This is a genomic window from Vibrio sp. 1167, from assembly GCF_033340375.1.
GTDB lineage: Bacteria > Pseudomonadota > Gammaproteobacteria > Enterobacterales > Vibrionaceae > Vibrio > Vibrio alginolyticus.
Map to the genome: position 1 here is coordinate 631,713 of NZ_JAWOWK010000001.1, position 13,252 is coordinate 644,964.

Annotated in this window: 14 protein-coding genes; 7 read left to right on the forward strand and 7 right to left on the reverse strand. The window is 42.4% G+C overall.

The features are described from left to right. The first annotated feature begins 22 nt into the window (after positions 1 to 22). Complete coding sequence (locus R7Z78_RS02815) at positions 23 to 2,182, forward strand: polysaccharide biosynthesis tyrosine autokinase (protein ID WP_169644586.1); 2,160 nt, start codon at positions 23 to 25, stop codon at positions 2,180 to 2,182. Between the two features lie 65 nt (positions 2,183 to 2,247). Here R7Z78_RS02815 and R7Z78_RS02820 read toward each other — a convergent pair whose 3' ends face one another. Both R7Z78_RS02820 and R7Z78_RS02825 read right to left on the reverse strand, forming a co-directional pair. Further along, on the reverse strand, positions 2,248 to 2,619 hold the full coding sequence (locus R7Z78_RS02820; RefSeq protein ID WP_017634450.1) for a hypothetical protein: 372 nt from the start codon (positions 2,617 to 2,619) through the stop codon (positions 2,248 to 2,250). 7 nt (positions 2,620 to 2,626) lie between these two features. Further along, the gene (locus R7Z78_RS02825; protein ID WP_104976406.1) at positions 2,627 to 2,935 is read right to left on the reverse strand and encodes a monooxygenase; all 309 of its coding nucleotides are present in this window, start codon (positions 2,933 to 2,935) and stop codon (positions 2,627 to 2,629) included. A gap of 109 nt (positions 2,936 to 3,044) precedes the next feature. Between R7Z78_RS02825 and R7Z78_RS02830 the strand changes: the two genes are divergently transcribed. The 4 genes from R7Z78_RS02830 to R7Z78_RS02845 all read left to right on the forward strand — a co-directional run bounded on the left by R7Z78_RS02830 (position 3,045) and on the right by R7Z78_RS02845 (position 8,043). Next, entirely contained in the window at positions 3,045 to 3,935 is an 891-nt protein-coding gene (locus R7Z78_RS02830) for a LysR family transcriptional regulator (protein WP_017634451.1), read from the forward strand. Positions 3,936 to 4,215: 280 nt separating this feature from the next. Beyond that, the gene (locus R7Z78_RS02835) at positions 4,216 to 5,481 is read left to right on the forward strand and encodes a DUF1835 domain-containing protein (protein ID WP_169644588.1); all 1,266 of its coding nucleotides are present in this window, start codon (positions 4,216 to 4,218) and stop codon (positions 5,479 to 5,481) included. A gap of 389 nt (positions 5,482 to 5,870) precedes the next feature. Further along, entirely contained in the window at positions 5,871 to 7,175 is a 1,305-nt protein-coding gene (locus R7Z78_RS02840) for a dicarboxylate/amino acid:cation symporter (protein ID WP_104976405.1), read from the forward strand. A gap of 403 nt (positions 7,176 to 7,578) precedes the next feature. After that, positions 7,579 to 8,043 (forward strand): DUF6795 domain-containing protein, encoded by a 465-nt coding sequence (locus R7Z78_RS02845; protein WP_225452418.1) that lies wholly within the window; start codon positions 7,579 to 7,581, stop codon positions 8,041 to 8,043. A gap of 133 nt (positions 8,044 to 8,176) precedes the next feature. Here the strand turns inward: R7Z78_RS02845 and R7Z78_RS02850 are convergent, their stop codons facing one another. The 5 genes from R7Z78_RS02850 to R7Z78_RS02870 all read right to left on the reverse strand — a co-directional run bounded on the left by R7Z78_RS02850 (position 8,177) and on the right by R7Z78_RS02870 (position 11,669). After that, positions 8,177 to 8,620 (reverse strand): DUF6795 domain-containing protein, encoded by a 444-nt coding sequence (locus tag R7Z78_RS02850; protein WP_054576577.1) that lies wholly within the window; start codon positions 8,618 to 8,620, stop codon positions 8,177 to 8,179. Positions 8,621 to 8,790: 170 nt separating this feature from the next. After that, the gene (locus R7Z78_RS02855) at positions 8,791 to 9,165 is read right to left on the reverse strand and encodes a YkvA family protein (protein ID WP_104976403.1); all 375 of its coding nucleotides are present in this window, start codon (positions 9,163 to 9,165) and stop codon (positions 8,791 to 8,793) included. Between the two features lie 165 nt (positions 9,166 to 9,330). Then, positions 9,331 to 10,455: a M20 family metallopeptidase gene (locus R7Z78_RS02860; protein WP_104976402.1), complete on the reverse strand. Its 1,125-nt coding sequence runs from the start codon at positions 10,453 to 10,455 to the stop codon at positions 9,331 to 9,333. A 9-nt stretch (positions 10,456 to 10,464) separates the two neighbouring features. After that, positions 10,465 to 10,932 carry a YjiG family protein gene (locus tag R7Z78_RS02865; RefSeq protein ID WP_053303905.1) on the reverse strand — a complete coding sequence of 156 codons (468 nt, stop codon included), beginning with the start codon at positions 10,930 to 10,932 and terminating at the stop codon, positions 10,465 to 10,467. Continuing rightward, a complete protein-coding gene (locus R7Z78_RS02870; RefSeq protein ID WP_005374846.1) occupies positions 10,932 to 11,669 on the reverse strand; it encodes a nucleoside recognition domain-containing protein in 738 nt (245 codons plus the stop codon). Before R7Z78_RS02870 ends, R7Z78_RS02865 begins: the two co-directional genes overlap by 1 nt. Before the next feature lie 529 nt (positions 11,670 to 12,198). On the opposite strand from R7Z78_RS02870, the gene R7Z78_RS02875 reads away from it, so the two are divergent. Together R7Z78_RS02875 and R7Z78_RS02880 are read left to right on the forward strand one after the other, a co-directional pair. After that, positions 12,199 to 12,405, forward strand: coding sequence for a hypothetical protein (locus R7Z78_RS02875; protein ID WP_005374843.1), 207 nt, complete (start codon positions 12,199 to 12,201; stop codon positions 12,403 to 12,405). 96 nt (positions 12,406 to 12,501) lie between these two features. After that, positions 12,502 to 13,218: a DsbA family protein gene (locus R7Z78_RS02880; RefSeq protein WP_104976401.1), complete on the forward strand. Its 717-nt coding sequence runs from the start codon at positions 12,502 to 12,504 to the stop codon at positions 13,216 to 13,218. Positions 13,219 to 13,252: the final 34 nt, after the last annotated feature.

A 13,252-nucleotide genomic window follows, 5' to 3' on the forward strand; every position in this document is an offset into this window, starting at 1 on the left:
TCACTTGGCGAAATAAAAAATAATGGCTAACCAAACAATACAACCATCTGCTCTTGCTGATGATGAGATCGACCTAGGCAAGCTCTTCGGCATATTGATAGACGCGAAATGGTTTATCATCAGTATTACACTCTTTTTTGCAACATTAGGTATCGCGGTCGCGTTGCTATCAACTCCGATTTACAAAGCCGACGCGTTAATACAAATCGAAAAGAAAAGTTCAGGTGGTATTTCGGCGATGGTCGGTGACATGGGAGAACTCTTTTCTGCCGAATCATCTGCAACTACAGAGATTGAAATAATTAAATCGAGAATGATTCTTGGCGATACCGTTGATAAGTTTAACTTAACAGCCATTGCCACTCCTGATTACTTACCTTTTGTTGGTAAAGGTCTAGCACGAATCAACGGTACTCAAAACTACATTTCTTTGACCACGTTTGAAGTACCTCGAACGGCTAAAGGATTATCTCATCAACTGATTGCTACAGACATCGAGAAAGGTCAATTCAGCTTGATGCTTGAAGACCAAATGGTACTTTCTGGTTCAGTTGGTCAACTAATTGAGATGAATGGCTATCGTGTAAAAGTGAACCAGCTCAATGCTCAAAATGAAGATACTTTTACAATAAGTAAAATAAGCAAGTTAGATGCTATCAACAAGTTAGCCTCACAACTTTCTATTTCAGAGAGAGGTAGCCAAACAGGTATTGTATCTCTAAGTATTGAAGGTGAATACCCAGACCACAATCAGCTTGTTTTAAATGATGTTGTTCAAAACTATTTTTTGCAGAATGTTAGAAGAAACTCAGCTGAAGCTGAGCAGAGCCTCAACTTCCTTAAAGGTCATTTACCCGAGATTAAGGACAAGCTAACTATTTCAGAAGATACATTGAACAGTTTTAGACAAGAAAACGAATCTATCGATTTAAATCTCGAAGCACAATCTACTCTAAAAGTGATGGTGGCACTTGAAGCCCAACTTAATGAGCTAACATTTAAAGAAAGTGAAATCAGTCAAAAATTCACCCAAGACCACCCAGCTTATAAATCGCTGTTAGACAAACGTCAGACATTACTACAAGAGAAAGAGCGTCTTAACAAACAAGTTCAAAAACTGCCAAAAACACAGCGCGAAGTCTTGCGTATGACTCGTGATGTCGAAGTAAACCAGCAAATCTACATCCAACTTTTGAATAAAGTTCAAGAGCTAAATATCATAAAAGCTGGCACCGTAGGTAATGTGCGTATTATTGACAACGCACAATCTTACGCAATTCCTATTAAACCGAAAAAACCTTTGATTGTAGTTTTGGCTACTCTTCTAGGAGGCATGGTAGCTGTCGCATTTGTTCTGGTAAAAACCGCGTTTCATCGTGGAGTGACTTCTCCTGATGAAATTGAGCAAACTGGAATATCTGTATATGCAAGTGTTCCAAAATCAGCACAACAATTGGAAGTTTCGAACAAGCTAAAACGTAAAAACAACAAAGACTTACTTCTTTTAGCAAATGCCAATCCAGCAGATCTATCAATTGAAGCACTACGTGGACTTCGAACCAGCTTACACTTCGCAATGTTGGAAGCCAAAAACAATGTCTTAATGATTTCAGGCCCAGCGCCTTCCATAGGTAAGACGTTCGTATCAACTAACTTTGCTGCAGTTGCGGCTAAAACGGGTCAAAAAGTCCTTTTGGTGGATGCTGACATGCGAAAAGGTTATTTACAGCAATGTTTTGGCCTCACAGCAGAGCAAGGGTTATCTGACTTACTAAGTGGAAAAATTGATCGAGCAACCGCAATCAAGCCAAGTCAAGTTGAAAACTTGGATGTGGTTACTCGTGGTCAAGTACCACCAAATCCGTCAGAACTTCTTATGCACCCTCGCTTCAAGAGCTTTGTTGACGAGATGTCTGCACAATACGATCTAGTCATCATCGATACGCCGCCTGTACTCGCAGTTACCGACCCAAGCATTGTTGGCGCGCTTGCAGGAACAACTCTGATGGTCGCTCGTTTTGATCAAACGACTTTGAAGGAGATTGAAGTCGCGCAAGGTCGCTTCGAGCAATCAGGCGTTGAAGTTAAAGGTGTGATTCTCAATGCAGTTGAGAAAAAAGCATCTAACTCATACGGCTATGGATACGGCTACTATAACTACGCGTACAAAAGCGAATCATAACTTGAATTTAGATCGCTAATTAAACCAAATATGACAAAGCCCTGCTAGAAACAGCAGGGCTTTTTCTATTGCACTCTTAATTGCTTGTACGTAATCAAACTAAGCAAGACAAAGAATATTGGGTCACTCCAACCAAAACCGACAAATACTCCGATAATGCCGGCATAGGTAGTAATCACTGCCCCTAAGCCATTAGTAATCAATAATGCTTTAAACAGCTGTTTCGCAGTATGCCCTGATTCCACATTACGTAACATCAAACTCACCGCTGCGATTCCACCTAAAAAGATCGAAGTATGCTGCGATAAAAACAGCGCGTACTGGTCGTTAATTTGTACTCCATACATCGGCCACATTATGGTTGGTACAAAAAACAACGCAAAAGCGAATACCGTATATACGACACCATGAACGGTTAGAAAAGTGCGGTTGGTCATCATCTCCTTATCCTTTAATAGGCCCTTGATTGAGCGTCGTTAACGGCACATTGATATCGAAAATTTGACCTCGTACTTCGACTACGCCCATTTTTCGTAAGCGTGCGGCATGCATTTCGAGATAAGCTTGCGCCGTGGCTTCATCTTCAAAAAGATAGATACCACCACCGAGTTTGTCTTTTTCGCTTTCCGTCCAGATTTTCCAAATCATGCCCGGCTCTTGGTTAATCGACTTAGCTAAGTCGACCAGAGCATTCGACATCTCGTCACCAAACGGACCATGAAATTCAAAATCAACTTGCAATAATTTCGCCATCTTGAGTCTCCTCTTCTTATTGACTCGTTTTCGATGACAAGATTATTACCTTTATAAAACTGACAGAAAAGTTCATAATTTCGCCATTAACTGTCTAAAAAATTGACTCATGAGACTAAAAACGACCTTAGAACAATGGCAAACGCTACAAGCGATTAATCAAGAAGGCAGCATTCAATCCGCAGCTTTACTGCTCAACAAGAGCCATACCACATTGATCTACTCGGTGAGGAAGTTAGAAGACCAACTTGGTATTCAACTTATCGAAGTACGAGGGCGCAAAGCGGGTTTGACAGAGCACGGCAAAACCATACTGCGTCGTGCACAATCCATGCTTGAACAAGCGCGGGAACTAGAAGTCATCAGCGAGCAGTTAAAAAGTGGGGTGGAATCTCAAATCACGGTCGCAGTAGATCATCTTTGTGACCCTTGTTGGCTTTATGCACCACTCAGTCAATTTTTGGAGGACAACAACACGACCTCCGTTCAAGTGGTTGAAACGTCACTGAGCAAAACAACCGAAATGGTCGTAAATGAGCTCGCTGACATCGCAATCATCAACTTACCGATAACCAACTACCCTGCCGAAGCATTTGGCGTAACAACCATGCTGCCTGTAATCGCAGCACACCATCCACTCGCTAAAAAGCCGCATGTTTCCATCGACGATTTTGCAACCACCAGCCAAATTGTCATCCGTGACTTAGGTGATTCAGACAAAACGAAAAGAGATGTGGGTTGGTTACGCGCACGTCAGCGTATTACCGTCGATAACTTCGACCACGCTTTTCACGCCGTAGAGCAAGGCGTTGGGTTTTGTCGGCTACCAGCGCACTTAGTCTCAGCCCGAAAGAGCGATAAAATTAACGTATTGGAGCTCGAACACTCCCATCAATATCAAGTTGCGCTGCACCTCACTTTGCCCAAAGGAGCCAAAAGTGGTCCTGCGACTCAAGCGCTTTATCGTATTTTACTCAAAAGTGTAGAAACTCGAGTCTAGCAACAGTGGTATTGAGTTGAATCGCTAGTGTTATCGCCTATTGATTCTCCCTAAACATAGAGAAACGGCCATTTTGTGACGCTACACTCTCACAAAAGGTTGCACGAAGGATAGCGACCACCTACTATCACTCTGCTCATGCCTAAAGCACCCAACACTCGCGGAAAGAACTCGGTTCACGGCAATATCCTCACCTGCTTGGTTTAGCAGGCACAATCTGTTTTTACCTTCTTTTTAGCTTCTATATAGGCGAGTGTGGAAGAAATAAGAAAGGTGAAATATGAACTCTACAAATAGCTTCTCGATCAATATCAATCAGCAAAAATCCATTGCTAAAAAAAGGCTCAAAGCTATCCGCCTATACGATGACGCCATGTTGGAGTTAGTTAAGCGATTTCACTCCAAACCAGAATCTTTGGCTCCCAATACAATTCAATTGGCTGACGTTCAACATGCACTCGCAAGAGAACTTGGCTTATCCAGTTGGAGTAAACTAAAAGCTCATGTCGAAGAGCTAGAAGCGCACAAACTAGCCATCAAACAACAAAAACCGCCCCTAGATGCGAAAGTAAAAACGCTACACGTTCGTTGCGGTCACGATATACAACAACAGCTTAAAACCCGTGGATTTGAAGGGACATTTTTAGCCCTGATCGATCCGCTTTGTATTGGCCCCATACCAGCAACACCGCAGAACTTCCTTGCCATTCGTGCCCAATATGTCGTAGAGACTCTGCTGCCTGTGATGAAGCGTGAAGACTCGGTTCAAGATATAGTCACATTGGAACAATCAAACCTCGATCTGTTGCAAAGTGATGTATTTGAACGAATCGTCTTTTGGGTCGAACATGACAGTTATGATCAATTGATGCTAATTCGTGCTCTAACACAGTTAGAGAATGTAGAGAATAAAGTGATAGAGATCATTGAGTTGAACCAGTTCCCGGGCACTGAACGATTCATCGGCTTTGGGCAGTTGCCTGAAGAAGCTATTCGTTCTTGTTGGCGATACCGTAAACCTGTGACAGCAAAATTATTCAGTCAGGCTAAACGGTGTTGGCACGCTATTACATCACCGACACCTATTTCCATAGTTAATTTGATTCAGCAGCATAACCTGGATTGCTTGCCCAATATACTCAACGTGCTTAAACGCCATTTGCAAGAGTTACCTAATTCACAAACTGGATTGAGCTTGACACAACACCTCGCACTAAAGGTCTTGAGCTCGCAAAATCGTTCAATTCCCATCAAAGATTGGTTTGAGCAATATCAACAACTAGAACCTCTTCCTTACCTAGGAGACGTGATGTTTTACGCGTTACTCCTCCCTCTAGCACAGTGTCAAACACCTTTGATCACGATTGAGTCACGTGAAAGGCACTGGTGGGAACAAAGCGTCCGTATCACTGAGGCTGGCAAGCAGTGTTTGGAAGGCTTAATACGAGCGAAACAATGCTATTGGGTTGGAGGGATTAAAAATACCAGTCAAAGTTATTGGAGCTGGGATCACCTCCAACTAACTACACTTGCCAACCATCATTGAGTTGACAAATATGAAAGCATAAAGGGTTCGTTGGCTCTGATGAACACTCAATACTAAAGTATCGCTAAAGAAGCGACCGCTAGCCTGAATATAACTTAAATAGTTATGCAGAAATGCATCCACTCAAAGAGAGTATGCACTCTATCTCTTATTAAAATTTATTGTAAATCCTCTTTGTTATCGGTTGTATATTCGATAAAAGTGTTAAAATACAAACTTTTCATCCGGCCAATTCGTTAATATTTGGTTAAAATCCCATTTTTATTAGTGATAAAGTTCACATCTATTAACCATTTAGAGGATTATTCTTTCGTATTTTCTCACTCCGCTGCTAATCTGCTCGCCGCTTTGAAGTGAACTCAAGGTGCATAACTATAAGGAGTGTTCTCATGAATACCAAGAAACCGATGTCGCTTACTAGCCGCGTAATTTTAGGTATGGTTGCGGGTATCTTGACAGGATTTGCAATTCGCACACTTTTTGCCGACAACGGATTTGTCGACGCATACATTGTTAATGGATTATTCGAAGTTGGTGGACAGATCTTCGTTGCCAGCTTAAAAATGCTTGTTGTACCGCTAGTATTTGTTTCGTTAGTTTGTGGTACTAGCTCTCTCAAAGACCTCTCTACACTGGGTCGCATGGGCGGTAAAACCCTCGCTTTCTACGTTACGACAACGGCTATCGCGATTACGCTTGCTCTAACTATGGGTACTCTATTCCAGCCAGGGGCAGGGGCAGATCTAACGGCAGCAAGTTCATTCAAATCAGCCGAAGCGCCATCTTTAGGTCAGGTGATCATCGATATGTTCCCGACCAACCCAATCAGCGCAATGGCAGAAGGTAAAACTCTGCAAGTTATCGTGTTCGCCGTGCTATTCGGTATCGCGATCAGTGCAGCGGGTAAACCAGGCGAACGCATCGCAGCATTCTTCTCTGATCTGAATGAAGTGATCATGAAACTGGTCGCGATTTTGATGAACTTGGCGCCTTATGGGGTGTTCTTCTTAATGGCGAAGCTATTTACTGGTCTTGGTCTGGGCGCGATCGTCAATCTGGCAGAGTACTTCTTAGTACTGGCTGGTACGCTTGTCCTACACGGTCTAGTTACTTACAGCTTAATGTTAAAAGGTTTCACAGGTCTAAACCCAATTACGTTCCTACGTAAGATGGAAGACGCGATCATGTTTGCTTTTTCTACAGCATCATCGAACGCGACGATTCCAGTGACAATGGAAACAGCAAAGCACCGCATGGGTGTTGAGAACCGTGTATCATCGTTCACTGTACCACTTGGTGCAACCGTGAACATGGACGGTACGGCGATCATGCAGGGCGTAGCAACTGCGTTTATTGCTCAAGCTTTCAATATTGATTTAACTATGGGCGATTACCTAATGGTTATCATGACGGCAACATTGGCGTCTATCGGTACTGCAGGTGTTCCTGGTGTTGGTCTAGTAATGCTAGCAATGGTATTGAACCAAGTAGGTCTGCCGCTAGAAGGCATTGCACTTATCATGGGTGTTGACCGTCTTCTTGATATGATTCGTACCGCGGTAAATATCACTGGTGACAGTGCTGTAACCGTCATCGTTGCGAAATCAGAAGGTGCATTGGATGAGGCTCGCTTCAACGACCCAATGGCAGGCGTAGCCGAAGAAGAAGTGCATCTGAAGCGCACGGAAGCATAAACCCTTCCAAGTTAAATTATCCTGTCTAAGCAAAAACCACCTTACTCTAAGGTGGTTTTTTATTTCCAATTAACCCGAAGTCAAAAAGGTTTAGATAAAATTCTCGTCCCCCGAGGTTGTTTCAATTACTAATCGGTAAGTAGTTAGATTCTATATTAGTTCATCTAGAGGGTTAAGATAACTCGCCTATGTTTATCACTTTGAAAATGACATAAGGAACATTTTCATCATATAGAGATACAAATTCCATTATCAAACTAAAGTTCAAAACCAAATCGCGATAGATAGTAGTCTGATAATTAAGTTGGTACTAAGATACATACATCATAATTTCATGTTTAAAAATAGTATTTTTTTATTCATTTTCTCATTTCCAATACTTGCATTAGGTTTCAACGAAAGTATGTTCGATTTTTTTAAGAAATTTAAATATACATTAAGCCCAGAGGTAAAAGGTACTTTATTTCTTGATCAAAGACCTCTAGAAAATGTAACGGTTTACTTAGAAGCTAATTTTTTAAAAAATAATTACAAAAGGAGTTCAAGTACTAATGAGTTAGGTGAATTTCACTTTAAACCAGTCATACATGCTCAAAGGTTCAAAGAATCAGCTTTGAATCAAACATATTCATATATCGGAATATATACCTATATAAATGAAGAAAAGAAATATATTTGGGAGTCTCAGTTAAACTACGTTTCACCACCTATATTTATAGAGGACAACTTAAGTAATCTTTACTGTGAGCTTGAAGATACCGAGTTTCGATACTTTTTCAAGAATATCAATCTAGAAAATGCTGGAGATCTAATGGTTATTAGCAACTGCAATTTAAATGGATTTTTATATAAAAGACATTTTTCATAGAGTTTATGATTGTGATGATTATTAAACTCAAAGTTCTTTAAAAGAAAAAGCTATACCTGCACGCCTCAATCAAGTTTAAACATATCAATCAAAGTGCTAATTCGCAGAATATTTCTCTAAAGTAATTCACTACTTAACTTTCGTATACTCCTGATTCTACATAACCAGTTAGTTTGCACTGACTGTACACATAAGTATCATCTTCACCATTTCCAAAATAAGAAAAAGCGAAGTAGTAAACTTCATTGGTTACTTCACAATTCAAATTTCCCATATTTTCTCTAGCAAACTCATAAGTCTCATAACCATCAATTGAAGACTCCCATATCGTCACCTCTTCTCCATTTGCTAGATGAGTCTTCAGGAAAACGAGCACGTATTTCTGATCTAAGTTCAATAAGTCTTGAGACTCATGCTCTTCAAATGCAGGGAAGGCAAACGATCCGTTAGCATCAGTAATAGTTTGAAACTCATGAATGGTTCCACGCACACCAACTCGGAGGACCACTAATTGAGATGACAACGGTTTTCCGTTCAAAGTTAGCATACCAATAATATCTGGCGTATACCTGTACATGAAAGGTTTCTCTTAGATAAAAACTTGAATCTGAAAGTACCCTTTCAAATCGAGCAAATCTACTACGGAAAAACGTATTGTGACGAGCTCGCGTGCTTTGAGTAAATGTTAAAAATAACAATTTCTTGTTTGCGCTAAACCAAACATAGAACATGTTTGATGGGCCATACCTACTCCACCATCGAATTCAGTTTTTCTCTAGCTTGTGCTTCGTGTTCTTTAGTGATGGCATTGCCGACAGAGTTAGCGGCTAACGTAAGTGCTGCCATGTCATCGGTAAAGCCGACGCCTGCTAGTACGTCAGGCACCATATCAGTTGGTAATACGAAGTAAGCCAATGCGCCACCTAAAATCGCCTTATGCCGAATGGCGGTGTTGGAATCTGTCATCGCGAGCCATGATTTGATGCCCATAACGGCAATTTCTTCACCCGCTTTCTTAACCGACCCTTTCATTTTGCGCCAGAATGTTTTCTCATCTGGCGCTTGCATCGTTTGATCTTTAGCGTCTTTCGGCGCCGATTTTACAGACATTGTTGTGGTCATCGTTGCCTCCGAAATTTATGACTGTGGCCAACATATTAATAAATCGAACCTGAACGCAAGATTAATAACAAGAAATGATAGTAAAGTGAAACAAAAACACAGATAGAAAAATCCCCAAACCGAAGTCTGGGGATCGTGATGTTGGGAACTAAGTTGTCGAGTGCGCTACTGAGCTATCTTCTCCAGTACACGCATCAGCATTTTGATACGTGGTTCGATAGACTCAAGCAACAAATACTCTTGATCGCTATGGAAACCTGTACCGATAGGTCCTAGACCATCCAAAGTTGGAACGCCAAGAATTGCCGTATTGTTTGCATCAGAGCCGCCACCCACTTCTTTCCAGTTGATGTCGATAGACAGTTCACTTGCTGCTTCTTCAACTAATGCCATCAAGCTTTCAGTTTGCGCGCTTGGCACCATAGAAGGTTTGTAAGCTTCACGAACCAACTCGATGCTAACGCCATCAACGAATGGTGTTTCCAGCATGCCATTTAGCTTGCTATCGACATCATCGTATTCTTCGTTGCTCCAGAAACGCACATCCACGATCGCTTCCGCGTGCTCCGGGACGATGTTCGCACCGTTGCCGCCAGAAACAATGCCGACGTTCAGCGTAGTACCAGATTCAAAGTTGGTCATTGCATTGACAGCCAGAATCCAATTCGCCATCTCAGTGATTGCGCTGCGGCCGTTTTCTGGCTCGTTACCTGCGTGAGCAGCAACGCCATTAAAGGTCATTTTGTAGCGAGCCATGCCTTTGCGCGCTTTCACTAAACCACCGTCTGCACGTGCGGCTTCCGCAACCAGCACATTCTTAGCGTTTTTCGCAACTGATTGAATCCAATCCACAGAGTCCAGAGAGCCCGTCTCTTCATCTGGGTTCATGCAGATAGCGATAGACAACTTATCCAACACCGCTTGGTCCAGATTGCGCATCGCGTATACGATGTTCAGCAAGCCAGATTTCATGTCCGAGACGCCCGGACCGTAGGCTTTCTCTGCATCTTGAGACATTGGACGAAGCTCAGCAGTACCCACAGGGAACACGGTATCCATGTGACCAATCAGCATTACGTCGATTTGCTCAGCTTCCGGCTTGTTTCGAACTTCAAGACCGATGCCCGCTCTGCCACAGTCGATGCGTTTTACGCTCCAACCTGACATCGCTTGGTACTTCTCTTCAAATTGAGAAGCGATAAACTCGATACCATCAGTCGTGTAAGTGCCACAATCCACATTAATCAGCGGACGTAGCTCTTCTAGATATTCATTTAGAGAGAATTGCATGACTCACTCCTAGACAAACAGATTCATCACTAGCATTGCGCCAAATGCGTTCAATACGGAAATCGCAATCATAATTGGGATATAACGACCTTCAGTACCGATAGGTCCCATAATTCGACCCATGTACTGAACCTGAGAGCCCATTAGGTAAATTGCAGGCGCAAGAATCGCAATGTGCGTGCCGTTCAGGATACCTTGGTCAAACAGTGTAATCACTACGCCAACCGCGCCGCCCATCGACATCCAAGCCCCGATCAATACCGCTGCTGCTTCACCCGGAAGACCAAACACTGCCATGATTGGAGAAAACACAGTGCCCATCAGATCCAGCGCACCAGTGATTTGCAGCGCTTTGATGATAACGAACGCCATTAATACGTTAGGAACCGTAGAGGTAGTCGCAATTACCCAACCTTTCTTAGCACCTTCAACGAAAATATCCGTCACCATTGGTTTTTTCGCTTTAACGTCACCCATTATGCCGTCTCCTCTTTTAGGTTCTCTGATTTGTTTTGGTCTTGCTTGTCTTCTTTACCTTCCGTCATGTTTAGGTAGATACGGAACAGGTTCGCACCAATGATCTTAAACGCGAACATCACCACAACCGCCAAACCAATAGAAGAAGTTACTGCTAGAGAGCCGTCAGCCATCGTCAACGTGAACAATACCGCACCCGATGAGAAGAAGTTCACGATGGTTGCACCCGCAGTGAACTGGAACATGGTAAATACGTCCGTTTCACGCTTAGTTAGGTGACCTTCATCTTTTAGTTGACGCGTCATAGCCGCACCTGCATCGGTACTTTGTAGAGAAGCAATTAAAGCCAGACCAGAGTTACCAGGGATACCCATTAGAGGACGTAGAAGAGGAGTAAGAAGCTTACGAGCGGCTTCAAGTGCACCGTAGTGCTCAAGTACGTTGATCATACCTAAGGCGAACATAACAGTTGGAATCAAAGTAAGTGCGAAAATGAAACCGTCACGAGCACCGCTACCACCAGTACCGCGAAGCGACGTTGTTGCAACTTGCACACCGTCAGCCGTTTCGGTGACACCATACGCCACCTTGCCGAAAGAGCCATTGAGCGTTGTAAAGTCGAATACACCGTACCATTCGCTAGATTGCATCAGGCCAGAAAAGAACACAACCGCAAACGCCAGAGCAACGTAGCACCCCAGTGTAACTTTACGCTCAGTTTGAACAGGAATTTTCATAACATTACCTACACATGTGGAACTTAACACATATGTTCACCTGAATAATGTGCTAGAGAGATGATCAAAATCAATCCGCCTGCCGAACATTATCGCGACTCAGTTATGAAGTTTTGTTTTATGATTTCAATCACAATTGAAAGATAATAAAAATTTGTGCTAACAATTAGGTATATTAATCTATGTTGATAGCTCAAGACTTCTTCATCAACTCAACAAATGATTCTGACGAATATTGCTTTCTACAACATTCATGACGTACTTCATACTTTGGCATTGAGGCAACATCGATTAACTCGAAAGTAACATTCAGCCACGAAATTTAGGTTAGGATGGCCCGGTCATATGTAAACGGCATAAACCAGAATTAACAGGACTATACGACCCATTGTTACGCTCACAATATAAAATAGCCAAATGGACACTCGCCCTCGTGCTTTGGGTGGTGATGATATGCTTAAGCCAAAATTCTGGTTTCTCGAAAAACTGCCCGAAGGCTCACCAAATACAGAGTCAGCAAGATGAGAGTGTGAATTTATCACCATCTTGCGACCTTTCAGAAAAGCTGGTTCAAGCGTACCAACATCAGTTTGATCATATTCTTATTCCATTTTTTCTGTTTGCTTTGATTGTGGCGCTGCCGATGACAACCACAGCAATTCGTTATCTGGAATACACAGAACCGATACCGGAAAAGTATCGGGTTCACCTAAAACTTTGCGTGTTTAGAGAATAAAGCCAACAAGGCGAGAGACCTTTCTGCCTGACTTTTGTGCATATTTTATTCACTTCACATAACAAACAACGAAATTTAAAAGTTTTAGGAAATATTATGACATTCACTCGTACACTTTTGGCGTTAACGATGGCTATCGTATCTGCCGTATCTTTCGCATCAGAAAAGACCGCAGAACAAAAGCTAGAGGAAGTTAATCAGATACTAAAAGATAACCCTCAAATTCTTGATTCATTGCACCAAAACCTTCAAGAGTACATTGCGTATCAACAGTCATTTGGCGACACCTTGAAGGAGGTTCGTCAATATCTAAGTGATGGCAAACATTCCTCTTTTGGTGCTGAAAACCCTGAGTTAACCATTATTAACGTAACAGACTACAGCTGCCCTTTTTGTAAACGTTTAGAAGGAGAGCTGGTCAAAGTTGGTAAGGAATATCCGCAGGTAAAAGTGCTTAACCTCAATGTCTCTTTTAAAGAACAATACGAGAAAAACGGCTACAACTCGGCAAGTTACGCATTAAATGTTTGGCAAAACCAGCGAGATAAGTACGAACAAGTGCATGAGTTATTGGTGAAAAAACCGGGCGCACATGACGCACGTTCCTTAAATCAAATCGCGAAAAAAACGGGGACAGAAGCGCAGCTTGTCGACGACACAGAGACCAAGGCGTTGCTTGATAAAAACTATCAGTATTTCACGCAACTTGGTTTACGCGGCACGCCTGCGTTGATCATTAATGATCAAGTCATTCCTGGCTATGTGCCGTTTGACGAGCTAGAACAAGTCATCGACCAAGAACTGGCGAACTAAAACAACAAAGCCCTTCCCTGATAACTCAAGGAAG

Bases quoted from the DNA above. Each gene is read 5' to 3' on its own strand.
- R7Z78_RS02870 (WP_005374846.1), bottom strand. From the start codon at position 11,669: ATGAAAATTCCTGTTCAAACTGAGCGTAAAGTTACACTGGGGTGCTAC.
- R7Z78_RS02860 (WP_104976402.1), bottom strand. From the start codon at position 10,455: ATGCAATTCTCTCTAAATGAATATCTAGAAGAGCTACGTCCGCTGATT.
- R7Z78_RS02880 (WP_104976401.1), top strand. From the start codon at position 12,502: ATGACATTCACTCGTACACTTTTGGCGTTAACGATGGCTATCGTATCT.
- R7Z78_RS02850 (WP_054576577.1), bottom strand. From the start codon at position 8,620: ATGTACAGGTATACGCCAGATATTATTGGTATGCTAACTTTGAACGGA.
- R7Z78_RS02820 (WP_017634450.1), bottom strand. From the start codon at position 2,619: ATGACCAACCGCACTTTTCTAACCGTTCATGGTGTCGTATATACGGTA.
- R7Z78_RS02825 (WP_104976406.1), bottom strand. From the start codon at position 2,935: ATGGCGAAATTATTGCAAGTTGATTTTGAATTTCATGGTCCGTTTGGT.
- R7Z78_RS02840 (WP_104976405.1), top strand. From the start codon at position 5,871: ATGAATACCAAGAAACCGATGTCGCTTACTAGCCGCGTAATTTTAGGT.
- R7Z78_RS02865 (WP_053303905.1), bottom strand. From the start codon at position 10,932: ATGGGTGACGTTAAAGCGAAAAAACCAATGGTGACGGATATTTTCGTT.
- R7Z78_RS02835 (WP_169644588.1), top strand. From the start codon at position 4,216: ATGAACTCTACAAATAGCTTCTCGATCAATATCAATCAGCAAAAATCC.
- R7Z78_RS02815 (WP_169644586.1), top strand. From the start codon at position 23: ATGGCTAACCAAACAATACAACCATCTGCTCTTGCTGATGATGAGATC.
- R7Z78_RS02855 (WP_104976403.1), bottom strand. From the start codon at position 9,165: ATGACCACAACAATGTCTGTAAAATCGGCGCCGAAAGACGCTAAAGAT.
- R7Z78_RS02845 (WP_225452418.1), top strand. From the start codon at position 7,579: ATGTTCGATTTTTTTAAGAAATTTAAATATACATTAAGCCCAGAGGTA.
- R7Z78_RS02830 (WP_017634451.1), top strand. From the start codon at position 3,045: ATGAGACTAAAAACGACCTTAGAACAATGGCAAACGCTACAAGCGATT.